Consider the following 23,709-nt stretch of genomic DNA (forward strand, 5'->3'; position numbering starts at 1 on the left):
ATCATTCTAGTGACAATACTTTCTCGTTTACAGTTTTAAATTATATAAAAAGTTTGTACTATTCTTTTATTAACAGAGGACTCATGAGAGCAATCATACTGGAGCAATTTGGTGATATTAATGTTTTACAAGAAAAAGAGATGGAAAAACCTGTACCTAAAGAAGGAGAAGTCCTGGTCAACATTCATGCAGCCGGAATAAACCCGGTAGACTGGAAAATTCGAAAAGGACTTTTACAATCCCGGGTACCTCATATTTTTCCTATTATTCCGGGCTGGGATATGGCCGGAACTGTTGTTGATAGAGGTCATGCAGCCCGACGTTTCGAAATCGGAGAAGCTGTTTTTGCCTATGCAAGAAGACCTGTGATTCAAGAGGGTTGCTATGCCGAATTTATTTCTTTACCGGAAGCCTATCTGGCCAAAAAACCTGAAAGAATGAGTTTTGAGGAAGCTGCTTCCATACCTCTTGCCTGCCTGACTGCTTATCAATCCCTATTTTCTGCCTGTAAACTAAAAGAATCTGAAAGTCTCCTGGTTATCGGAGCGTCAGGCGGAGTCGGTTCTTTTGCGATTCAGCTCGCAAAATATAAGGGAGCGAAGGTGATAGCCGTTTGTAGTAAGAAGAACCATTCATATGTAAAACAACTTGGTGCTGATATCTGTATTGATTATATAGAAGAAGATTTCCTGGAAGGCTTTAAGAGAGAATGTCCGAATGGTGTAGATGTGATTTTTGATTGCGTGGGAGGAGAAACCCAGCTAAAAAGTTTTTCCTGTGTTAGACCCAAAACACGCTACGTTTCGATTCTGGCTTTTCAAAAACCTATAGAGGATTTAAATAAAGGTGATTCTAAATACCATTACGTTTTTGTTGAACCGAATGCCAAACAGTTAGAAGAAATTGCAAACATTATTGATGAAGGTGCATTAAAAACAGAAGTCTCTGCCAGATTTAATTTCTCTGAAGTAGATAAAGCCCACAGGCAAGCAGAAACTTTACATACAAGGGGAAAAATTATATTAGTAAACACTTAAATTTTGAAAAAGCTGGATTTAGATTTTAGTTTACTGGCAATCTCATGCAAGCGATTTAGGGAACTAACAATTTGTTCCGAATCTTTTGTATTTTTTAGCATCCAATCTTTTATTTGTTCGATAGAACTGCTAACCTGCTCAAGTGCAGCTTGCTCATTCAAAGTAATGAATTGGATGTCATTTGCTCCCCTGGCAACAAGAACAATTTCATTTTCCAGATTTTTATTAAGTTGAAGAAGAGAGTCCGTACTGTTTTCCACATCTTTAACAGTCAGGGCTACCTGGTTTATATTTGCATGAATATCCTGTAAAGATGCAATATTATCCAGAATTCCAATCTGAGTATTTAAGATGGAACTCACATTTTCATCTATAAGCTTCCGTATGGAAGCGATGCTCTGTGAAGTCTGGGCTGCGAGCTTCGAAATTTCGTCCGCTACCACCATAAACCCCCTACCGCTTTCTCCGGCACGAGCTGCTTCAATAGAAGCATTCAAAGCTAAAAGGTTTATTTGCTTTGATATAGAAATGATAATATCAATTACTTTTTGAGTTTCTGTTGAACTTTTAAAAGCCTTATCCACATGAAGAGCGGTTTCTTTAATTCCTTTCAAACCATTGTCAGCTGTCTCGACCATGCTATTCGTAACTTTTGTTGTTTCTATCATTCTCCTATCAATATCATCCGTCAGCTTACTAATTTCTTCAGATTGCTGATTTAGACTTTCCATATACTTCGCCTGGTCTTTAATATTCTGCATTACATTAGAAAAACTTTTATTAGCATTATGTATTGCCCCGGCAACTTCTACCGTATTGTTACTCTGAGTTAAAGCACCTTCTGCAGTGCCGGTATTTAAAGAACGAATTGTATTTGAAAAATCTATTAATTCATCTGATGATGATTGAATTTCAGAAACAATATCTTTCATTTTTTCAAGAAGAGCCTGAAGAGATAGAAGAAATTCGGCAATTTTACCTCCGGTTTTCATTTTAATCTGAGTGTTCAGATTTCCATGACTGAGAGAGAGAATAAAATGATAAACTTCAATAAAAACTTGAACCAACTTATTTGAAAGAAAATAAAGTCCAATAAGAAGAATAGCAGCAGAAATTACTCCGGTAAAAATTATATATCTCCGGGTTGAATAAAATTCAGAAGTAATGCTGGAACTGGGAATATTGATTCCAAAGGTCCAGGTAGAAGAAGTACCGAGGGGATTATATGTATAAACGGAGCATATTACAATATCTTTTAAAGTACTGGATTCGCGTTTAAAAATAATATGTTTTTTATTTTTAACCCCTTCTATTAGTTCTTTACTTCCGGTAGTTTCTTCTACAAACTTTCCGTTGTACACATCTTTCTTACTTCCAATAACCATCCCATTTGAAATGTAAACACTTAGATAACCTTCTCCTGCAACCTCAACACTTGAAACAATTTTTTGTATCATTTGCAATTCTTCTGTGTTGAGTTTTTTCTGAATCAGGTCTGTTTCAATTTTTTTGATAAGGTTTTCTTTTTGCCCTACTTCTTTATGCGTATGGAAATAATTATCTAATAGAAAAGAAGCGTTGGCTGCTGTTTGTTTCGAGAAAAGACGGATATATTCATCGGTGGCCCTATTCAAACGAAAACTGATAATACCAATGATAGATGCAAACATAAGGCTAATAGCCAGTGCAATGAAAATAAAAACCTTCGTCTGAAACTTCATTTTAGGGAGAAAGTATATTCAAGATTTAAAATTTGTAAATCGGAAAATTTATATCAGTAAAAAAATTATCTTCTATAAACCTGTTTGATTAATGTATTCACCTGCATTTACACTCAGAGAATGTCAGGTAAAAGCATTGATATCAAAATCTGCAAAATCTCTAAGCAGGATAACCTTATACTGCAAAGCTATTTTATTTTCTGGATCCAGACTGGTTAAGTCCTCCAACACTTCTTTAGCATTTCCTTTATCATCCAGTATATAGTAAAGTTCCAGTAAATTACTCAGATTTTTGATCATATCCGGAGAACGAAGGCGTATCCTTTCTCCCAATTCCAGTGCTTTCTCCAGATAACCTGTTTTTCTATAGGAATAGGAAATTGCATAAATATAGTCCAGCTCACCTGGAAAATTTTGCAAATACTCCTCTCCATACTCGACAACTTTTTCATAATTCGATAAGTATAAACAGGTATACATCAGATTTTTGAGTAGAATTTCATTTCCCGGATTTGATAAATAAGACATTTCCAATATATCAAGACAGGATTCCCAGTCCTTTTTCTCCCTGGCTTCTGCATATTCATCCCACATTAAGATTGAATTAGCGGAATTATCTACAATATCTTCAAGAGGTTGGTATTGAATTCTTAGAAGAGAAAAATCATCTATTAACTCTCCCTTCAAGACTATATTTTCAAACACCTTTTCTAACTTACCCTCCGAACGTTCTAAGATATGTAAAAAGGTGTTTCTATCTTTATTATAAATTTTTCTTGTTCCAACTATATCGGTTAATATTTTATCTTTTCCATCTGAACCAAAAAATAGAACTTCCCCCGGTTTCATTTTATATGTATTTATTTGTATTTTTTTAGAATTTAAACCAGGAATTCCCAGCTTTTTATTGCGATATTTAGGAAATATATACTCAGCTTTTCCTTTAATATAAGAAGTTGGTTCAGGGTATTCAGAGAAAACATAATAAATATATCCGCTTTTCTCTTCAATAATACCCAGAGTACAACTAACTCTTAATAATGAATTTAATTTGAGTGTAAAAGAATTTAGTTTTATATACAAAATCTCAAGATATTTTTCCGGATATAACTCATTCTCTTTTTGTTTGAGTTCTTCCATAAAAATCTTATATATCGATGAAATGATAATTGCAGCACCGGCTCCCTGCAAGGAACGACCGAGAGGATCCACACAAAAAAATAAAAGCATATTCTTTTCTTTTAGTTTTATTTTTTCTGTCAAAATCAGATCCCCACCCAGTTCAATTTGCTTTTGCCGACGGGGAAATTTATATTTCTGTAATACTTTCTTTTCTAATTGAAGAGATGAAAAGTCAGGAAGCGGAGGATTTAATTCTGAATAGAAACGAGATATAATAAAATGCTCTCTCTGTTGTTTTCTTATAAGCTTACGATGTTCTTTTAATAGTTTATAAAAATCATCTGAATTTTCTTTTTTACGTGTATTTGACGTTTTCAACTGAGTACTCAAGGAAAACTGTTTTTCACTCATTCGTATAGCCATATCATTAAAAGAAGAAAGTAAAATACCCAGTTCATCCTCCTTTCCATTTTTTATAGCTACATCAAAATTACCGGAATGTATAGAATTTAAACCATTTAAAAGTGGAGAAAGTCTTTTTATCAGAGTGAAATGAAGAAAGGCTTTACTTGAATAATAAATTAAGACAATAGAAGCTAAAAGTATATAGATAAAATAGTTAGAGCATTCATTAATATAGGCTCGATAGCTAATATAATAATAACCTGCCTCATAGACAATTCCATTCTCTGTATCAATTTTCAAAAAACAAATATAGTGTTGAGATTTTTCATCAAGGGAACTTCTGTAGAATGGCTTTCCTTCAAATCTGATAGCCTGAATATAGGAGAGAATTTCTTCCTTCAAAACCTCTCCTTCTGAAGAGCTTTCAGCAAGATGTTTTTTGAGAATATTTTGAATGCTCTGAATATTTTCTATCGGTAATTCTAAAAACTTGGCAAAGGTCTGTCGAAACGAAATAGCTTCCATCTTTTCAATGCGATAACGAAAAGGCTTTAAACTCGTTTCAAGTATTTCTAATTGTTTAATTACTTTCTCTTTATTTATTTCTATCTTTTCCGGGTTCGTAAAAAGCTTCTGTATAAGGTAATATTTATAAGCAGCAAATTCCTTAGGAGTATTGTTGAATAATTCCAACTTATCAAAATCATTTTCATGACTTAAGCTATCAAGAATCTTTTGAATATAAAAAGAAAAGCGGAGTTCTCGTTTTGGATTCGTTTTTCCAGGAAAAGGATCTTCATCCTCTTCTCCATTTAAGGAAGTATTAAGAGAGTCATCCGAGAGATTATATCCATATATATATTCAATATTTTCCGGCAGACTTATTTTCCTGGATATTTCATCGAAATTACGATTATAGAGTAATTCAAACTGAGATTCGTGATCAATATAATGAAATTGATATACGATTCGAAGCAAAAGCATCACCGTAAAAATCAATGCCGTACAAATCCTATCTATATAAGAAATTCTCTCTTCTGTAGATTCAGTAAAAAATACGAGAAGAAGGATAGTTCCTATAAAGCTTAAGACTTCAAAAATTTTAAGAAAAACAATCCTATCAATAATCCACTCACGACTGAGAAGATTGGCTACTGCCGGTACCAGGCTTACAATGAGAATAGAGAATAGAATACCACTTAAGGCCAATCGAGTTCCGTTATTATTCAGTATAATTCGAATAATACCCGTAATAAAAATAAACCCGAGTAAAAACAAAATCAGAATTCCAAGTTTCTGATAGGAATCATTCAGATTATATTCCCAAAAATGTACTGTAAAATCATAAAAGAGAGAAGAACTTCTAAATTCCCTGAAAAGGATAATAGAAGTAGCAATAGATAAGGCCCAACCCATAAACAGAACAAATTTAGGAAAAAGGGAATTGTTTTTCTCAGGATAGTGCAAGAAAAATAATATAATATGAATCCCTGCAGGAAGAGGAATTAAAGCTCCAATCAAACGAAATATGGAGCTATTCGGATTATACAGACTCGAACTTAAAAAGTAGCTGAGCGGTAATAAAGAAAAGAATCCGACTGCAAGAGCCAGGTGGGTTGTAGCTGTTGATTTTTTCTTTATTGTGATAAGGTAAAGAAACGTAATAAGAAATACGAGACTTGTAAATAAAGATCCAAATGAGATAGGTGAAAAGTATATATCTTTCAGTAGTTCCATTGTAAAGTATAGGTATTAATTTAGTTCTTTTCCTATATACATCTCACCTGAAAATAAATTCAAGTAATAAAATATAGTTTTTATGGATGGCACTGTTATGTGCCCTCCTATGCCAGTGATAACTCTTAAAACGTGTATTAAAATAGACTTATCTATTAAAGAAAAGCAAGCTGCAAGAGCCTGTAGCTTCATTATCAGACAGGCTCTTATATTTGCTGTGCCAGATAATTGGGGAGACCAATATCATTGATGAGTTGTTGTTGAGTCTCAATCCAATCGATATGTTCTTCTTCCGCTATAAGAATGGTCTCTAATAGCTCTCTGCTAGCATTATCATGGTGTTTAGTACAGATTTCGATTCCCTTGTTTAACCTTTCCACAGCAGCAAGTTCTACATCCAGATCAAATTTTAGCATCTCCGGGAAAGTTTTCCCTACATTGATTTTCATATAACGCTGCATGTCCGGGACGCCTTCTAAAAAGAGAATTCTATCGATTACAACATCAGCATGTTTCATTTCTTCAATAGATTCACCTTTTAAAAAACTGGCTAATTTATTATAGCCCCAATTTTTTGTCATTTTTGAGTGAATAAAATACTGATTAATAGCTGTTAATTCAGCAGCCAGAACATCTCCTAAAATCTGAATGATTTCTTCGTTTCCTTTCATTAAAATCTCCTTTGCTTATACCTTTTCTATACTATAATTAGAATCAACCGATTTTATAAAGAAGAGTAATTTTGTATAAAAAAATCCTTCTAAGAACGTTCCCGAAAAAAAGACTGAAACTCTTTTTTATAGCTTCTCTGAATATTTTCTATAAGTTCTTTTTTTCCCGCTAATAGGCCATTTAAAACAACAGGAGGGTAAGAATTAAATAGAATAGAATCAAAACTTGTCAGTTCAAGTGCTTTCATTCCAGCGGCTTCTAAAAGACCTACTCCGGCGCAGATATCCCATTCATTTTTTGGATACACCGAAAAAACCAGATCGCATTTACCGGCAGCCAGAAGACCTAATTTATAAGCTACTGAACCTACCGGTTGAATGTAAAATAACTCATTCACCAGTGGAAGTTTTTGAAATATACCTTCTTTAGATTCTGAGAACGAAACCATACAAACCGGTTTTTTCTTTGGTTCATCTGAATTTTTCGAAAAGTGAAGGGGGATAGAACCATTCGGAAAGGGTTGTTTAAGTACTCGGTAAAAAACACCTTCGTTTTGAATCCCACAAATAAGCTCTCCTGTTGCCGGATTGAAAATGACCCCTAATACAGAACGGCGGTCTTCAACCAGGGCTATGCTAATGGCAAACTCGGGATTTTTCGTAACAAATTCCCTGGTTCCATCTATGGGATCGATAATCCAGACCCGCTTCGCATGGAGTCTATCCTCAATATCAGCGGATTCTTCTGAAAGTATAGCATCATCCGGATAATTCTGATGTATAAAGTTGGATAGAATCGAATTCGCTTTTAGATCGGCCTCTGTAAGGGGATCCCCTTCCTTTTTCCAATTGACATGAAAATCTGAATTATAGATTTTCATCACTTCTTCAGCAGCTTCAAAAACTTTAGGTAAAAGCCGGTCTAAAACATTTTTATATATGGATTGCATTTTCAATCCTCAGAGGAATTTTTTTATAATAAAAAAAGGGTGGTTTTAAACCCCACCCTTCTTGACTCATTCTTAGTCGGTGCCATCCGGTTTTTTGGATTTATCACTGGCCGGAGTATTTCCGCTGTTTCCGGGTGCAGAATCACTACTTCCGGATCCCTGATCACCACTGGAGAAAGTTTGCTCCTGTTCTTGCTTATCTACCTGGGCTTGCCTTTCCATTTCTTTATCAGAAGGTTTCAGATAAACTCTTTCATCCACCGGATCTTGCAGAAACAGTTCCGGGTTGGTTGCAAAGTTATAGAAAATAAGATATGTCTGGGCTCCGTCACCTTTTGTACTGAAACTTAAATAATAGTTATAGGTTCCTTTTTCCTGTTCAAAAGTAATATCTTTCATGCCGAGTCCCTTTAAAAGAGCTTCTCTTTCTTTTGCAACATACTTTTTTGTAAAAGAAGAATTAATTGCACTCAGAACATTTTTCTCGAGGGTCATTTCTCTGTATTGTCTGGATGCGATCGAATTACTTCTGTATTCTTCTACCTTGTTGAAGTCGTTAATTACACCTAACTTTCTATCAGCCAGAAGAGATGTTGCAATTAAAAGGCCAGCTGAAGCCAATAAAACACTTTTAAAATTCATAATACACAACCTGTCATTCGAAATTTTGTACCATTATCGGATTTAGGTTTTAAAAGAAAACTTTATTTTCTTCCCTGATTGAGAATGGAGCATTTTCCTAATTTTCTTTTTTCAGTATCTCTCCAGGGTTTCTTTCTATCGACAGGATACTTTGCTCTACAAGCGGAAAAAATAAGAATTTCTTCTATACTGACAATTTACATCGATTTTATTCGTTTCACGACAAATATTTAGTTGACTTCTGAGCTTTAAGTAGTAAAAAAATTTCTCATATAAAAGGTGAATATGGACCTGAAACTTAGTGAAATAAAGATTCCTCCTCTACCTACAGTAACAATAAAAGTTATGTTATTTGACATAACCGATCCGGCCAACGGAATTCATGAATTAGAAAAGCTCATCAATCCGGATAAAGGAATAACTTCAGAGCTTCTTAGAATTGCAAACTCAGCGTTCTATGGTCGCTCCGGTTCTGTAAAAAATTTGAGAGATGCCATTACTTTGATGGGTATTAAAACCGTGAAAAACCTGGTAATCCTGCAAAGTACTAAAAATATTGCTGCGAGGTTAAAGGGGGATGTCTATAAAACCCACCTGCAAATTTTGTCGATTCTTACTGCTTTAATTGCATTTGACCTTGGAACTCCTCTCGGTTTTAAAAAAACTCGCGAAGATCTGTTTCTTTGTGGCCTTTTACACAAGATAGGGATGACGATTCTAGCGGTGAATTATCCCAAAGAATACCAGGAACTATTAAAGGATTCAGAAAGTGGAGATAAAACACTTCTCGCCCTGGAAACCGAAAAATTAGGGATAAACTTCATTGAATTATCTCTGAAAGTTTTTGAATTCTGGAAGATCCCTCAAATGCTGGCAGATGTGGTAGCAGCTCAAACCTTTTCAAAAGAAGAAATTTCTAAAGTCAGCGATAACGATCGCCTGGTTCGATTAGCCGATATTTTAGCAAGAAAAATGTTAAGTCTTCATGTCAGTCCTGAAATAGAAGAGTTGGAACTCGCTCTCTTTAAACATTATGAAGCACCGGAAGAGCTAATAAACCTATTCCACACAGATTACTTTGAAAACATACAGGATCACCCTTTCTTCGAATTAGCCACCTGATGCAATTAGGTGAGTTTTTAATTGAAGACAGGCTGGAAAAATACCGACTAACAGCTAACTGTAATCTGGGAGAAAGTGGTTTGCGCAATTTTACGCTTTCTCAGCTTTTACGGGATCTCGAAATGGAAGCCTCCGAACTCGAGCCTCTATCCCTGAATGACTCCCCGAACCGGGGAAGAGAGGATTTGCGGGAAGCCGTCGCTGAACTTTATCCGGGCATCACAAAGAATGAAGTTTTGATTACTACAGGAACAGGAGAGGCTTTGTTCATCCTATTCCACTTATTGTTAAAAAAACAGGATATTGTTCGGATTTTTTTACCGGCTTTCCAGGCCTTATACGAGGTTCCCAAAATGCTCGGAGCCAGAATTCAAGGAGTCGATGCAAGCTATTTAGATATAGAAAAATTGTTATCCGAAGAGGCAAGATTGTATATCATCAACCACCCCCATAATCCGAGCGGTCAGATTTTAGATGGAAAGGCAGAAGAAAGAATTAATCGAATAAAAAATCAAAAGAATCAGGCTTTTTTCCTTTTTGATGAACACTACAGATTTCTCGACTATCAAAAAGATCTGGGTTTTTCAGGAGCTTCCCCGGCAGCAAATTGTTTTTCTACCGGTTCCATTACCAAGTGCTTCGGAGTGATGGGTTTGAAAATTGGCTGGTTGATTGCTTCTGAAGAAATCATTGAGAAAGCTCGCTCCTTTAAAGATTACCTGTCTCATACGGTAAGTCCGATATCAGAGTATCTGAGTCTGATGGTTTTGAGAAAAAGACAGAAATTAATAATACCCATAAAAAAAAGGATCACTACGAATCTTTCTTTTTTTTCAGAGCGGGTTCGAGAAATCCCTTCTATTGCTGAATTTATCCCTCCGGGAGGCGGGCTGGTTGCCTTCCCCCGCTTGCAGGAAGGTATTTTATCAGAAAATTATGCTGATGAACTCCTAAAGAATTGCGGTGTTTTTACCTTACCCGGTGCAAATTTTGAAAGAGAAGGATTTCTTCGAATAGGTTTTGGTGAAGAGGAAGAAAGGTTTCAGAGTGGAATTGAGCGCTGGATTGACTGGGAAAAAAAGCGAAGAATTTAAGTCAATTGCAGTTGGGAATCAATGGCTTTCTTTAGAGAATCTGTTGGATAAGGTTTGGTAATATAATCTACAAACTCTGTCTTTTTAGCCCTTTCATAGGTTAAATTATCATCAGAAGCCGTTACATAAATAATCGGAACTTTTAGTTGCTCATGAATTTTCTGGGTAACCTCGATACCATCCATATCATCGGCAAGAAAAATATCCATAAGAATCAAATCAGGTTTGGATTCTAAAGCAAACTCTACCGCTTCCCGTCCGTTCGCAATTATTTCGAGTACTTCGTATCCCCATTTTCGAATGAGATGTTTCATCTGAAGAGCAATGATGGCTTCATCTTCCACAATTAAGACTCTTTTCGCTTCCATCGTTCTTTCTCCTTTTCCAGCATTTTAAAATGAAACAAATAAGATGTTCCCCTATTCCTACTCAAAAAGCAATTGGCATTTAGTTGCCTGGTGAGAGTTTTAATAATCTCGGTACCCAGTCCACCCGGCCCGGACCATTCCAGGCCGATACCATTATCATAAATCCTGAGATGAAAACCTTTCCCTGAACGATAAAACTCCAGGCCTATCATTCCTTTATCTCTATTTCGAAATCCATGTATTAGAGAGTTAGAAATAATCTCGTTTACCAGCATACCACAGGGCATTGCCGTTTCAAGGTTTAAAACTATATCTTTAACATTAAAGTTGAGTTCTAACTGAAAATTTTTAGGCGCATAGTTAATTTGGAGTTGTGAAATAATGTCTTGTAAATACGCTTTGACGTTTATATTTTTAAAATTTTCACTTTGATACATTTTCTGGTGTAATATTCCCATAGTCTGTATCCGGGAGTTAATAGTCTCTAAATTTTTCCTGGTTTCCTTATGATTTGTGAAATAAGATTGCATTCCTATCATCGAAGATATGATTTGCAGGTTATTCTTGACCCGATGATGAATCTCAGCGAGTAGTATCTCTTTTTCTTCAAGACTGGAACGAAGTTTTTCTTCAGCCTGCCTTTCTTCAGTAATATCGTTAAAGGTAACAGCAAAATATCCCAACTCCGGCGAAAAAGCCTTAACCGAATAGTGCTTATTTAGTGCTTTAGAGTAGTTTTTCAGTTCGACCGGTTTTCCGCTCAAAGCTACTTTTCCGTATTCTTCCACCCAATATTTTTCAGAACCGGGTAATACCTCGTATAAAGTTCTATTTATTATAGTAGCTTTTTCCAATCCGGTTAGCTTTTCAAAGGCAGGATTAATATCGAGAAAAAGATAATCATCAGGCTTTCCGGTTTTATCTGTAATGATTTTGTGGTAGGCAAAGCCCGAGTTCATATTTTCAAAGAGTTGCCGATATTTTGTTTCACTTTTATTTAAGCTGTTGTAGGCATCAGAAAGCTCTATTCCCATGTGATTAAACTGGAAAATAAGCCTTGAGATTTCATCATTATAAGTATCTTCTAAAAATGTATTTTTTTTTTGACTGGCAAAGTCTTTCATGGCCTGTTCGAGACCGGAAATCCTTTTGACTATCAGGTAATTTAGACTGAGACCCAGACCCAGAATAGCAAGAATCGACACAAGAGTAAAAATTTGGAAATTCATTAAAATCACATTCTTACTTTCACTTAAAGGTAATTTTAAATCATAAAAAAAGAAAAGGAATCCGTCTTTATTTACCCGGATACTCGTTTCTTGCAAGGGAAGGCTTATCGGCAAACAAAACCAGGCTTTGCCTTCCTTTTTCAGAAAAAGCGATTGGATTTTCTGTTCTGTTTGGGTTTGAAAGAAGAGTTTCTGAATATCATTTTTGTGTGCCTCTAAAGAAGGATCTATCTGAAAGAGGGATTGATTTTCCCAATCAGATTTGGTTCCTGCCAGAATTTTTCCATCCTGGTTCAGATATAATACGTATTTCAGATCAATATTCGAGCCAAAGGAGAGAAGGAAGGATTGCACTACATCTAACCTGTCTTTTAGAATCCAATTTTCCACTAAGGATTGAAAGCGGGAAAGTTCCTCTGTTTTATTTTCCTGAAATTGATTAAAGAACTGAGTTTCGCTCAGATGTGTATAAAAAATGTAAAAAACCAGGCTACTGATACTGATAAAAAGAAAAAGCACAAGGGGAATACTTATACGCAGTGAGTTGATCTTTTTTAACATTCTCACTATCATCTGAACCCCTTATACATCAATTTATTTTATAAGTATTGCCCTCGGAAATGCCGGGCAGGATTGAACACAAATTCCGCAGCCGGTACAGGAACGAGAGAAAGAGGGTTTCCCATCTTTAAATTTAATAATATCTTCTAAGGGGCAGGATTGCAAGCAAATATCACAGGAAGCTTCCGGATTCTCGCTATTTAAGCAAAAAGAAAAAAGAGAAACCGCCTGCCCAAATTTTGGTGTTTCTTTTTTCTTGAAGGGTTTCAAAGCTTTTGGTTTGCAGGAAGTAATACAGGGCCAGTCTTTACACATCAGACAGGGATTATGATTGAGATCCATGTAAGGAATGCTTTTTCCATATCTATTTTCAAAAACCGGGAATATGGCATTGTACGGACAATGATGAATACAATCTCCACAACCGGTACAGGTCTCTTTGAAGGCTTTTTTCCCTTCGATAGCTCCCGGAGGCAATTTCAGTTTCTTATTAATGGGTTTATCTTCTATTACCTCCGGCATTTGCATCATTTCAGCGCCCATATCATCCAGAGGTTTCATGGTTTTACCAACTTCCCCCTTGATATCTTCCACAATTTCATTTGTCTCTTTTACAACTTTACCGATCAGTTTGCCGAGACCTTTTATAAACTCTTTTCTATCCATTATCCCTGAACTCTTTGGATGTCGGCTCCGATATTTCGTAACCTGCTGTCGATATCCTGAAACCCCCTATCTATTTGTCCAATATTATAAATACAACTTTCTCCCTCCGCACAGAGCGAGGCGATAAGCATAGCCATCCCGGCTCGAATATCCGGGCTATTGACCTTATTTCCGTACAATCTCGAAGGCCCCACTACCACGGCCCTATGGGGATCGCAAAGAATTATCTGGGCTCCCATGGAAATGAGATTATCTACAAAGAAAAGTCTGGATTCAAACATCTTTTCATGAATAAGAACGGTTCCCTTGCACTGGGTTGCCGTTACCAGGGCTACAGAGGTCATATCCGCCGGAAAACCCGGCCAGGGGGCATCATCAATTTTTGGAACAGCACCATGATAATCAGGGGTAATACTCATCTCCTGATCGGAAGGAACCAGTATTCCTCCTTCCACCGGTCTTATTTCAATTCCGAGACGGGAATATACCATACGTATCATACGAATATCTTCGAGGTTCACATCTTCTATAATAAGCTCTCCCCGACAAACAGCGGCCAGACTGATGAAACTTCCAACTTCGAGGTAGTCGGAACCCAGACGGTGAGAAGAATCAGGTGGATGCAAAGAACTCACACCTTCAATACTGAGAATATTGGAACCTATTCCGGAAATTTTTGCTCCGCAGGAGTTTAAAAAATTACAGAGTCCCTGAACATGGGGTTCAGAAGCTGCATTTCTCAGAATAGTCGTTCCTTCTGCCAGGCAGGCTGCCATGACTGCGTTTTCGGTAGCAGTTACAGAAGCTTCATCCAGCAGAATATCGGTGCCGAAAAGACGCTTAGCTCGAATTTCATAGCCATCCGGAAAAACTTCCACCTGGGCACCCAGAGCTTCAAGAGCCAGCAAATGTGTATCCATACGTCTTCGTCCAATTTTATCTCCACCGGGTCTCGGTAAAAAAACTCGACCTTCCTTTGCTAAGATGGGACCGGCCAGAGTAACCGCTCCCCTTAAGCGACTACAGAGCTCACCGGGAAGATCGGAGGGAAGCGTAGCGGGAACAGTGAAAAGAAAAGAACCATTGCCTTCGTCTTCTACCTGTATTCCTAAAACTTTCAGGACATCGATTAACATTAAAACATCCTGTATATAGGGTAAATTTTGCAGACGAACCTGCCCGTGCAAAAGGCAGATAGCTCCTAAGAGGGGAAGAGCTTCGTTTTTATTCCCCTGTGGTCGTATTCTTCCATGGATGGGATTTCTACCGCTAATTTTAAAATAGGCTGAACTCATGGGATTCAGCCTGACTTTTGTGATTAGATTTTCAATAGCAATTTCAGAAGCTTGAAAATAATTTCATCGGCTTAAAACCTATCATCATCTTCCGAATTCGAGCTCCGTTTTTCCATTTCAAGTTTTGGCTCTCCCAGCAATTTTACAAAGTCACTTTCTCTCGGAAAATGGAATAGCATAACGAGAACTCCCAGAAGAATGGCACCCAGATGATCCTGCCTGCCGGTCATAAAGAACACGACTGCATTTAGCATACAGGCTCCTTCGATAAGTGCTCCCTGTATGATTTTTAGGGTCTGATAAACACCGGCTTGCTTGGAAGCTTCCAGTTGTTTCTGATACTCTAAAGACTTAAGTAAAAGCTTTGGAAGAACAAAGCTGAGTCCTATACTAACAAAAAGCATAGCATAAGCAATGAGATTTAAAATCTCATTGCTCTGGGGTTTTTTTTCTATAACAAAAAAAACTCCGGTAAGCATCAAGACTCCCATGATTAGAGCGGCATAAATAATTTTTATTGTTTGAGGTACCATGTTGTAAAAACTCCTTAATTTCTATTAGTCAGGGATTATTTTTTGTAAATAAGCTTTTCTTTCCTTCTCCGGAAATTTTTCAATGGCATAACGAAGCATGGTCCTCGGCATCTTTGAATACCATTTTTTTAAAAAGGCTTCTTCTTCAGCTTTGTCATTTTTCCCAATTTCTCTAAGCATCCAACCTACAGCTTTGTGGATCAAATCTTCTTTGTCTTCTAATAGAAGTTCCGCAATAGCTAAAGCATCGCTGTAGTCGTTTTGCTTTATAAAATAAAAACAGGACATCATGGCTATTCTTCTCTCCCAAAGACTTTTGGATCTGGCAAGTTTATAGAGTATATCCCGCTTCTTATCAAAGAGGTACGCACCCACAATATAGTGAGCAGAAGAATCAACCAGGTCCCAGTTGTTGATATGCTCTGTATGTTTCAAATAGAAATGATATATTTCTTTTTTCTTACTCTCTTCAGCCTTAGTATATTGTAATACGAGAATAAACAGAGCTAGCTGCCTTTCTTCGTGTAGAGAAGAATTGAGAAGTTTTTGAATTTCCAAGAGAGGAAGAGTCTTATACAATTTGGCTTCCTTTCTTAAATCGGGAACCGGAATTCCTAAAAAAATATCACCTTCCCCGTATTCACCCTTAGCGGTTTTGAAATATTTTTGCAGATCCTTCGCTTTTTTTGGATTGGCCAGTTGCTTCAACTTTTTTTGGATTTCTTTTGCATTCACGGGTTTTGTCCTCTTTTGTATAAGAGGAGATTATATAGAAAAATGAGCAAGTAGTTTTCATAAGAGCAGATATAATAAAGGAAGGGTAATAAAGCCCAAAATAATTCCATAACCCACAAGAGAAGCTGCAAGACCGGGTGATAAATTGTAAAGCATAGCCAGGGCTCCTGCTGAAACCATAGGCGGCATCCCGGCTTCAAAAATAGAAACCAGGGCAGCTTTCCCTTTGAAACCAAATAGCTTACAAAAACTGAGGGCAACAAGAGGAGCCAGGATAAGTTTTATAAAAAGACCCGTTCCTATAAAACCAAGTTGACTCTTATTCGGACGTAGTTCCAATTGAAAACCCACAGCTATCATAACCAGGGGAATTAAGGTGGAGGATAAGTTTTTAAGAATCGATTGAAAAATAGCAGGATACGAGAACGGTTTTAGAACGAAGGCCAGGCATAAAAAAATCAGGGGAGGAAAACTGAGGATCTTTAAAAGAACTTGTTTCAGGGAAAGATTACTTGGTGAATTAGAATATACAGATATGATAATACTTCCGTAAGTAGAGAGAAGCAAAAAAGAGCCGAGCTGGTCGTAAAGTAAAACATAGGGAATGGCATCCTTACCGAAGAAGGATTCCACCATCGGAATTCCCAAGAAAGACGTGTTACCGAGAGGTATAAGTAAAAGCATACAGGCTGTGACTTTTCTTTCCCATTTTCGTATTTTAGAAATAATATATATACTTATAACACTAAGACCGAGCATGAAATAGGGCATAAAAATGGGAATCCAGAGTTCGGAGGAAAAATGCAACTCCTGGATTTTATAAAGAATCAGGGCCGGAAGAGAAATGTAAATTACAAAAAGGTTCAGAACTTTCGCCGTGTTTTCCGGGAAAAACGAATTTTTTCTGATTAGAACTCCAATAAAGAGTAAGAAGATGATATAAAAAAAGTTTTCCATTAAAAGCTTAAACCTGTTGAAAAATAATTCTTCTGCAGAAAGAAAAGTGTGTTCTTATTAGTGTTTATATAGGACATGGTAGAGTAAATCTGAATTTGGTGCCCTGATTTACTTTACTCTCAATGAATACTTTCCCCTCATGTCCTTCAATGATACTTTTTACGATTGCCAGTCCCAATCCGTGAGAACTTTCATTGCCGGTAGGTAAAACACTGGACTTGTTAAAATAGTGGAATATTTTACTAAGATCTTTTTCAGGAATTCCCTGCCCTTCATCTATTATTTCTGTTAGTAATAAATTATTTTCTTTATATATGTTTATTCTTATGCTTGTATTATTGTGAGAAAATTTAACGGCATTACTTAAAAGATTATCTATTACCTGCTCGATTTTCCCCTTGTCCAGCAATATATAGAATTCATCTCTAAAAAAATTTGACTGTATGACTATATTCTTTTTATTTGCATAATACTCACAAAGAGAAATTCTCTGCTTTATAATAGAAATATAATCGATTCGAACTTTAGTTAGAGTCATCTTACCACTTTCAATTGTAGTAACATCTAATAGATTATTTAATAATTCTAACATACCTGTACTTGTTTCAAATATAAGATTAATCAAGTTTTTGTTCTCTCCGGAAAGTTCCTCGAGTAATATTTTAGTTACTCCATTAATTGAACCTAATGGATTCCGTAAGTCGTGTGCGGCGATGCTTAGTATTCGATTCTTCTGTTCATTAGCTTTATATAATTCTTCATTTTGTTTCAATAGTTTATTCTTGAGAACTAAATGTTCTGTGATATCATAAGAGATCCCTACTAAAGCATTAATTTTTTCATCGGAATATAATGGAATTTTTATTGACCAATAATGTCTGGCAATTCCGTCTCGAGAAATAAAAACTTCTTCACCTTCTTGTTTATCTCCTGATTCAAAAACTTTCAGATCCATATTATTAAAATGCTTCGCTGCTTCTGAAGATAAAAAATTAGAATCTTTTCGACCAATTAACTGTTCCCGGGATAAACCAAAAAGTTCCGCTGTAACCCTGTTCGCATATAAATAGGTGAGTTCCCTATCTTTTACATAAACATATAAAGGAGCATTATCCAAAACAGCATGAATTAGGTCATTCGTTTCTTCTAACTTTTTCTCCATATTTTTCCTTTCGGTAATATCTGTTGAAATTCCGCAAAGTCCGATTACATTTCCTTTCGAATCCAATAAAGGCTCTTTTACTGTCCAATAGACACGTTTTTCTCCACTGGCCTTTATAAAATTAATTTCTTCCCTTTCTATCTTTGTACCTGTATCCAATACAATTTTGTCGTTCGTTTTTAACTCATGAAATTCTTGCAAATCAAAATATTCTTCGTCTGAAGTTCCTATGATCTGAGATAGCGATTTACCAAAAAGCTCACAAACCAGTTTATTTGCATAGGTATAATTTCCCTTTTTATCTTTTGTAAAAATATAAGCACCAACATGATCTAATATGGCACACAAATTATGAATTTGAGTCTCTAATTCATTTATCTTCTCAAGCATTACTCTTAGCCCCCGTCAGATATAAGGATATTTCTTATTTCGGATCATGAAAAAGAATCCTTATGGAATTAATTTATCCAATGGTAAAGGATCTACTCGACATTTCTTTTAAAATTTATTTTTTTTCCATTCATCCCCCTATACTACCATCTATCCCAATAAATTTGAACCTTACGTCAGGATGTGTTAGGCTAAAAGTATGAAGCGGGAGGGGATTTTCTTCCTGCGGAAAAAGTAAACAAACTGAAATAACCGGAGAAAGAAAATGAAAACTTTAAAATTAAAACTTATCACCCTGATGGCCTTTGGACTGTTCTTTGCAAGTTCTATCTCAGCCGGGACTATCTACGTTTTTGTTCATGGCAAATCAAGCAAGAACCATAACGGAACCAGCACTACCGATGTAAACAGCTACTGGGGTTCTTCTGCTAACACAGTAAGCGGAACCAAATACTTTGTAGGCTATGACGGAACCACAGACCCCCGCACATACGGAACAGCAAGAGCTCAAACCAACCTTACAACCGTCATGAACCAGAGATGTAAAGGTGCTGATACCTGCAAAATTATCTGCCACAGTGCCGGCTGCTATGCCACTGAATACTGGTTAGATAAGTTAGGCGGAAGTGCTTCCAGCAAAGGTTACAAGATTTCCGGAGTTACCGCTCTCGCTGCGGCTTCCGGTGGTTCTGAACTGGCCAGTGCTCTGAACGGAGTTACCTTTGGCTATGCCGGTAATGCAATGGATAGAGCTCTGATAGTAAATACTGCCCGTTCTTCCTTCAATCATAACGATACAGCCAGTGTAACAGTTTCTCATGTTCCCGGTTATAAAGGAATGGCCGGAGCTTCTGCTATCCTTCCCGGAGAAGATGATTACGCTGTAGCCTACCACTCCTCCTGTGCATATAATACCGCCGGTGGCTTAAGCAAGTGTCAGAGTTCTTTAACTCAGTATGAAGGAATCTGGCCTTTTGGTTCTAACAAAACTTACAAACAATTTACCGGACATACAAGAGCTCCTTCTGTAGGTTCTGCCGGTCTTTATGAAAACCATGGTGAACTTACTAACGATGGTTGGAGATAAGATAAGCAAAGGATAATAAAGAGAAGAAAAAGGTGAAGTAGAAATACTTCACCTTTTTTATGTACAAAAGCTTTCTATTGAAACATGCATTTGGTTTTAACAAATTTTTCCTTGCGAAAATAAGCAAATCATACTAAAATAGAATGATGAAACGACTCTTCACCTGTCTTTTTCTATTCACTCTCATCAGCTTTCCACTCTTTTCCGGGGATAATCAAAGCACAAAGGAAGAAAAGCCCAATACCTTTACCTATAAACCCTTCGAGACCAATGCGAAGGGCATGGCTATCGTGCCGGCCAAGAAGTTAGGTGTCTGGAACCAGTCGGTTCGGGTGGCACTCGTGGTGGGAGTCAGTGCCTATCCGAGTACCAGCGGGCTATCGAGTCTGAAGTTTGGTGCCGGTGATTCCAAGCAGATGGCCGAGGTTCTCCGTCAGGTGGGGAAATTCGGCGAAGGGAATATTATAGTTCTCAATGATGATTTAGGACAGACCGATGCCTCCCTTAAGCCTACGAAGGAAAATATCCTTCGGGCTTTCAAGACACTCGTAGACAAGAGACCGGAGGTCTTTCTTTTCTACTTTTCCGGTCACGGCTTCGAGATAAACAACGAAAACGTAGTGGCTCCCTTAGATGCTCTCATGGGCAAGGCTTCGGATACTCCTCAGAACGTTTTAAACGTAACAAAAGAAATCATTGAGAAAGCGACCCTGAAAGATGTACGCCAGACTATGGTTTTTTTAGATGCCTGTAGGGAAACTCTTCGAGCCGGCAAGGCCGGTGGGGGGAAGTCTTTCTCAGCTGACTTCTTGCCAAAGAGTGTGAAGGAAGGACAGGGTGTGGGAGTCCTTGTTGGCACCAATCCCGGTGGCTATTCTTATGAAGACCCGGATCTGGGTGGTGGAGTATTTACGCACTTTTTGATTAAGGGTATTTCCGGTGAGGTGCAGAACCGGGGCGGAGAATACGTGACCTTTAATGACCTCAAGACCTACGTGGAAGAGAAGATGAAGTTCTATACCCGGAACACGAAAGACCGTCACGAACAGATTCCTTACTTCAAGGGAGATTTGACGGGGGATTTTCTGATTGCTGTGGGAAGACCCGATAAAACTTTCCGGGTAGTATCGAGAAAGTTTCGGAATTCGGTGGGTCTTGCCATTGATGCCAAGGTTTTACTCGATGGCCAAAACCGTATGCAGAGACTTTCTTTTCACAGTATCACCGAGGGAGGCGAGATTCTACCCAATAACCTCGATGGCATCTCCTATATGATTTACGAACACAGCAAAGATACATTTGTCTCGAAGCAGTTCAATGCGGAAGGTGAATTAGAGTTTGTGCATGGAGTGAAGAAGACCGAAAAAGGCTGGGAAATCAAACGTGTGTATCAGGCCGATGAATCCGGTCTGATTCGAAATGCGGTTTTTTCTGAAGATAAAGATAAGCAGAGTGGCATCCTTTACCAGAGATTGGAGTTTGACTTTAACGGTAACCCCATCCTGAACGAGTACCAGGGAAAATTTATCAAATCTCCCGATGGAGTTTTTATTCCGGGACCCTTAGAAGATAAGGAAGGCATTTCCCGCATCGTGCAAAACTTTGATTTATTATCAAATAAGACCTTAGAGGAATACTATAATGCTTCGCGAGAACTAAAGCCCAATAAATTTGGAATCGCCCGCTCAGTCTATGCCTATGATTCCTACGGCAACCCCCTACTCGTTTCCTATTTGAATGAGAAATCAAGAAGGGCTGAAAATGAATATGGAATTTCTAATATTTCGTATGTATATGATTATACTATAAACTCTATGGGTATACTCCTACAAAAAGAAAGCTTTGATAAGTCAGAGAAACTAAAGTCCGGAAAAGAAGGGATCTCCAGATTCGTATACAAGTATAATAAGGCCTGTCTGGAAAAGGAACGAAAACAGAGGGGAGGTTTTGATACTCATTACAAGGAATGGGGATTGGACAGAAAAGATGTAGGACTTCGTGGAAAAAGAGAGTGTCTCGAATCGGAGGAATATTTTGAAACAGAAGACAAAAGAAGAGCGAGAGATAAAAGAATCGCCAGCCGTAAATATAGTTATAACCAGGAAGGCTACCTTATCGGGGAAGCCTATGAATCGGTGCTTTCTGAGCCAACACCGGTTCAACAGGGTATCAGTCAGGTAAAATATACCTACAACGAAAACTGCCTTCTTCTTACGAAACCTACAGATAAATGTAGCTTCTTAGATACTCCCTGTATGGAAAAGGAAAGAAAAGAAGATACTACCTGTATTCAAAAGATAGAATATTTCGGAGAACTGAAAGATGCTCCCGCTTCCGACCAGTACGGAGTCGCTGTTTATGAATATGAGTATGATAAGAATTGCTTACTAAAGGAAAAAAAGCAGAGTTGGAAAAATAACGAAACTTTAACTTCCTGTCGCAAACTGACAAAAGCCCTCTCTGCCGGTGGCAAAGAAACCACTCCTACTATCGAACCCTATACCTATACCCAATACGATGAGAGGGGAGATGTAACTCTCAAAGAGTATTACGATAAAGACGGAAAACTAAAAGAGGATGAAAATGGCATCGCACGCTATGTTTTCCGGTACGATGAGAGGGGAAACTTAACTCTCATCGAGTATTACGATAAAAATGGAAAGCTCAAAGAGGATTGGCGAGGCATTGCACGCTTTTTCTACAGGTACAATGAAAGGGGAAAGCAAACTCTCACCGAGTATTACGATAAGGATGGAAAACTAAAGGAGGATGGAGATGGCACCGCAAGCTCTGTCTACCAATACGATGAGAGGGGAAATAATACTCTTACTGAGTATTATGACAAAGGCGGGAAACTCAAAGGGGATAGTTTCGGCATCGCACGCTATGTCTACAGATACGATGAAAGGGGTAACAGAACTCTTGAAGAATATTACGATAAAGAGGGAAAGCTGAAGGAAGATAATGATGGAATTGCACGCTATGTTTACAGGTACGATGAAAGGGGTAACAGAACTCTTGAAGAATCTTACGATAAAGACGGAAAGCTGAAAGAGAAATATGGCATCGCACGCTTTGTCTACAGGTACAATGAAAGAGGAAATAAAACTCTCACCGAGTATTACGATAAGGATGGAAAACTAAAGGAGGATGGAGATGGCATCGCACGCTTTGTCTACCGATACGAAGAGAAGGGAAATAAAACCCTCGAAGAGTATTACGATAAAGACGGAAAGCTTAAAGAGGATAGGGATGGCATCGCGCGCAAAGTCTACAGGTACAATGAGAAAGGAAACCTAACTCTCACCGAGTATTACGATAAAGAGGGAAAACTTAAAGAAGATAGTTCTGGCATCGCACGCAAGGTTTACAGGTACGATGAGAAGGGAAATAAAACTCTCGAAGAGTATTACGATAAAGAGGGAAAACTTAAAGAAGATAGTGAAGGGATTGCACGCAAAGTCTACGGGTACAATGAGAGGAGATACACGACTCTCGAAGAGAATTACGATAAAGACGGAAACCTAAAAGAGAATGAAGATGGCATTGCAGGCTATGTTTACAGGCACGATGAGAGGGGAAGTCTAACTCTCATCGAGTATTACGATAAAGAGAGAAAGTTGAAGGAAGATAAATATAGTGGCATTGCACGCAAAGTCTACAAATACGATGAGAAGGGAAATAAAACTCTCGAAGAGAATTATGGTAAAGAGGGAAAGCTGAAAGGGGAACATCGTTATGGTATCGCACGCAAAATATTCCAATATGATGAAAAAGAAATCTTCGAGCTGTGTTTCAATGAAGAGGAGATAGAAGTTAGTCAAAATGGACGTAACATAGATAAACCAGGTAGGTTCTGGTTTTCTCCTGAGCAAAACTATGTGTTTCAGGAAAACCTGGAAAAAGCTTTCGAGGAAAGGTGGGTTTCCCGGCCAGAGAGCAAGCACAGAACTGAAGAGGCTCAAGCTGAGGGCAACAGTGAAGATTCAAAACAATCTCCCCCGAAAAAGGATAAAGATATGGTCAAGGAAAAGATTGAATACTACGTTGTCACCGGGGGAGAACACCATATCTATTTTGACTACGAATGGCAGGGCAAGAAACGAAAAGTCGATGTGGTGACAGATAAGTTCTATAGGCCGGTCAAGCTGGTGTTTAGGGATTAGAGGTTGGCTGTTGGCTGTTAGCGGTTAGCGGTCTGTAATGATACAGAAAAAGGTTTTCG

18 protein-coding genes are annotated in these 23,709 nt (G+C 37.6%); 5 read left to right on the forward strand and 13 right to left on the reverse strand.

What is annotated here, in order from left to right:
• The first annotated feature begins 83 nt into the window (after positions 1–83).
• Positions 84–1,037: an NADP-dependent oxidoreductase gene (locus H7A25_19810; GenBank protein MCP5502154.1), complete on the forward strand. Its 954-nt coding sequence runs from the start codon at positions 84–86 to the stop codon at positions 1,035–1,037.
• Here H7A25_19810 and H7A25_19815 read toward each other — a convergent pair.
• The 5 genes from H7A25_19815 to H7A25_19835 form a co-directional block, all read right to left on the reverse strand.
• Positions 1,034–2,758, reverse strand: a complete 1,725-nt coding sequence (locus H7A25_19815; GenBank protein ID MCP5502155.1) for a methyl-accepting chemotaxis protein — start codon at positions 2,756–2,758, stop codon at positions 1,034–1,036. The genes H7A25_19810 and H7A25_19815 overlap by 4 nt on opposite strands.
• Positions 2,759–2,881: 123 nt before the next feature.
• Positions 2,882–6,022 carry a SpoIIE family protein phosphatase gene (locus tag H7A25_19820; protein MCP5502156.1) on the reverse strand — a complete coding sequence of 1,047 codons (3,141 nt, stop codon included), beginning with the start codon at positions 6,020–6,022 and terminating at the stop codon, positions 2,882–2,884.
• Positions 6,023–6,228: 206 nt separating this feature from the next.
• Positions 6,229–6,693, reverse strand: coding sequence for a bacterioferritin (gene bfr, locus H7A25_19825; GenBank protein MCP5502157.1), 465 nt, complete (start codon positions 6,691–6,693; stop codon positions 6,229–6,231).
• Positions 6,694–6,782: 89 nt separating this feature from the next.
• Positions 6,783–7,643 (reverse strand): 3'(2'),5'-bisphosphate nucleotidase CysQ, encoded by an 861-nt coding sequence (locus H7A25_19830; GenBank protein ID MCP5502158.1) that lies wholly within the window; start codon positions 7,641–7,643, stop codon positions 6,783–6,785.
• 72 nt (positions 7,644–7,715) lie between these two features.
• Entirely contained in the window at positions 7,716–8,285 is a 570-nt protein-coding gene (locus H7A25_19835; GenBank protein MCP5502159.1) for a hypothetical protein, read from the reverse strand.
• A gap of 285 nt (positions 8,286–8,570) precedes the next feature.
• Between H7A25_19835 and H7A25_19840 the strand changes: the two genes are divergently transcribed.
• Together H7A25_19840 and H7A25_19845 are read left to right on the forward strand one after the other, a co-directional pair.
• Entirely contained in the window at positions 8,571–9,407 is an 837-nt protein-coding gene (locus H7A25_19840) for an HDOD domain-containing protein (protein MCP5502160.1), read from the forward strand.
• Positions 9,407–10,501: a pyridoxal phosphate-dependent aminotransferase gene (locus tag H7A25_19845; GenBank protein MCP5502161.1), complete on the forward strand. Its 1,095-nt coding sequence runs from the start codon at positions 9,407–9,409 to the stop codon at positions 10,499–10,501. Before H7A25_19840 ends, H7A25_19845 begins: the two co-directional genes overlap by 1 nt.
• On the opposite strand, the gene H7A25_19850 is transcribed toward H7A25_19845, so the two are convergent.
• From H7A25_19850 to H7A25_19885, 8 genes are all read right to left on the reverse strand, one after another.
• On the reverse strand, positions 10,498–10,869 hold the full coding sequence (locus H7A25_19850; protein MCP5502162.1) for a response regulator: 372 nt from the start codon (positions 10,867–10,869) through the stop codon (positions 10,498–10,500). The two genes, H7A25_19845 and H7A25_19850, sit on opposite strands and share 4 nt — an antisense overlap.
• Entirely contained in the window at positions 10,848–12,671 is a 1,824-nt protein-coding gene (locus H7A25_19855) for a PAS domain S-box protein (protein ID MCP5502163.1), read from the reverse strand. The genes H7A25_19850 and H7A25_19855 overlap by 22 nt, the downstream gene beginning before the upstream one ends.
• Positions 12,672–12,692: 21 nt before the next feature.
• Positions 12,693–13,325 carry a 4Fe-4S dicluster domain-containing protein gene (locus tag H7A25_19860; GenBank protein MCP5502164.1) on the reverse strand — a complete coding sequence of 211 codons (633 nt, stop codon included), beginning with the start codon at positions 13,323–13,325 and terminating at the stop codon, positions 12,693–12,695.
• Complete coding sequence (murA, locus tag H7A25_19865; GenBank protein MCP5502165.1) at positions 13,325–14,620, reverse strand: UDP-N-acetylglucosamine 1-carboxyvinyltransferase; 1,296 nt, start codon at positions 14,618–14,620, stop codon at positions 13,325–13,327. Before murA ends, H7A25_19860 begins: the two co-directional genes overlap by 1 nt.
• 71 nt (positions 14,621–14,691) lie before the next feature.
• Positions 14,692–15,153 carry a hypothetical protein gene (locus H7A25_19870; protein ID MCP5502166.1) on the reverse strand — a complete coding sequence of 154 codons (462 nt, stop codon included), beginning with the start codon at positions 15,151–15,153 and terminating at the stop codon, positions 14,692–14,694.
• Positions 15,154–15,177: 24 nt separating this feature from the next.
• The gene (locus H7A25_19875; GenBank protein ID MCP5502167.1) at positions 15,178–15,888 is read right to left on the reverse strand and encodes a DNA alkylation repair protein; all 711 of its coding nucleotides are present in this window, start codon (positions 15,886–15,888) and stop codon (positions 15,178–15,180) included.
• Positions 15,889–15,945: 57 nt separating this feature from the next.
• Positions 15,946–16,845 carry an AEC family transporter gene (locus tag H7A25_19880; protein ID MCP5502168.1) on the reverse strand — a complete coding sequence of 300 codons (900 nt, stop codon included), beginning with the start codon at positions 16,843–16,845 and terminating at the stop codon, positions 15,946–15,948.
• Between the two features lie 64 nt (positions 16,846–16,909).
• The gene (locus H7A25_19885; protein ID MCP5502169.1) at positions 16,910–18,397 is read right to left on the reverse strand and encodes a PAS domain-containing sensor histidine kinase; all 1,488 of its coding nucleotides are present in this window, start codon (positions 18,395–18,397) and stop codon (positions 16,910–16,912) included.
• A 265-nt stretch (positions 18,398–18,662) separates the two neighbouring features.
• Between H7A25_19885 and H7A25_19890 the strand changes: the two genes are divergently transcribed.
• Together H7A25_19890 and H7A25_19895 are read left to right on the forward strand one after the other, a co-directional pair.
• Positions 18,663–19,484 carry a hypothetical protein gene (locus tag H7A25_19890; protein ID MCP5502170.1) on the forward strand — a complete coding sequence of 274 codons (822 nt, stop codon included), beginning with the start codon at positions 18,663–18,665 and terminating at the stop codon, positions 19,482–19,484.
• A 146-nt stretch (positions 19,485–19,630) separates the two neighbouring features.
• Positions 19,631–23,650 (forward strand): caspase family protein, encoded by a 4,020-nt coding sequence (locus tag H7A25_19895; protein MCP5502171.1) that lies wholly within the window; start codon positions 19,631–19,633, stop codon positions 23,648–23,650.
• Positions 23,651–23,709: the final 59 nt, after the last annotated feature.

Source organism: Leptospiraceae bacterium, assembly GCA_024233835.1.
Lineage (GTDB): Bacteria > Spirochaetota > Leptospiria > Leptospirales > Leptospiraceae > JACKPC01.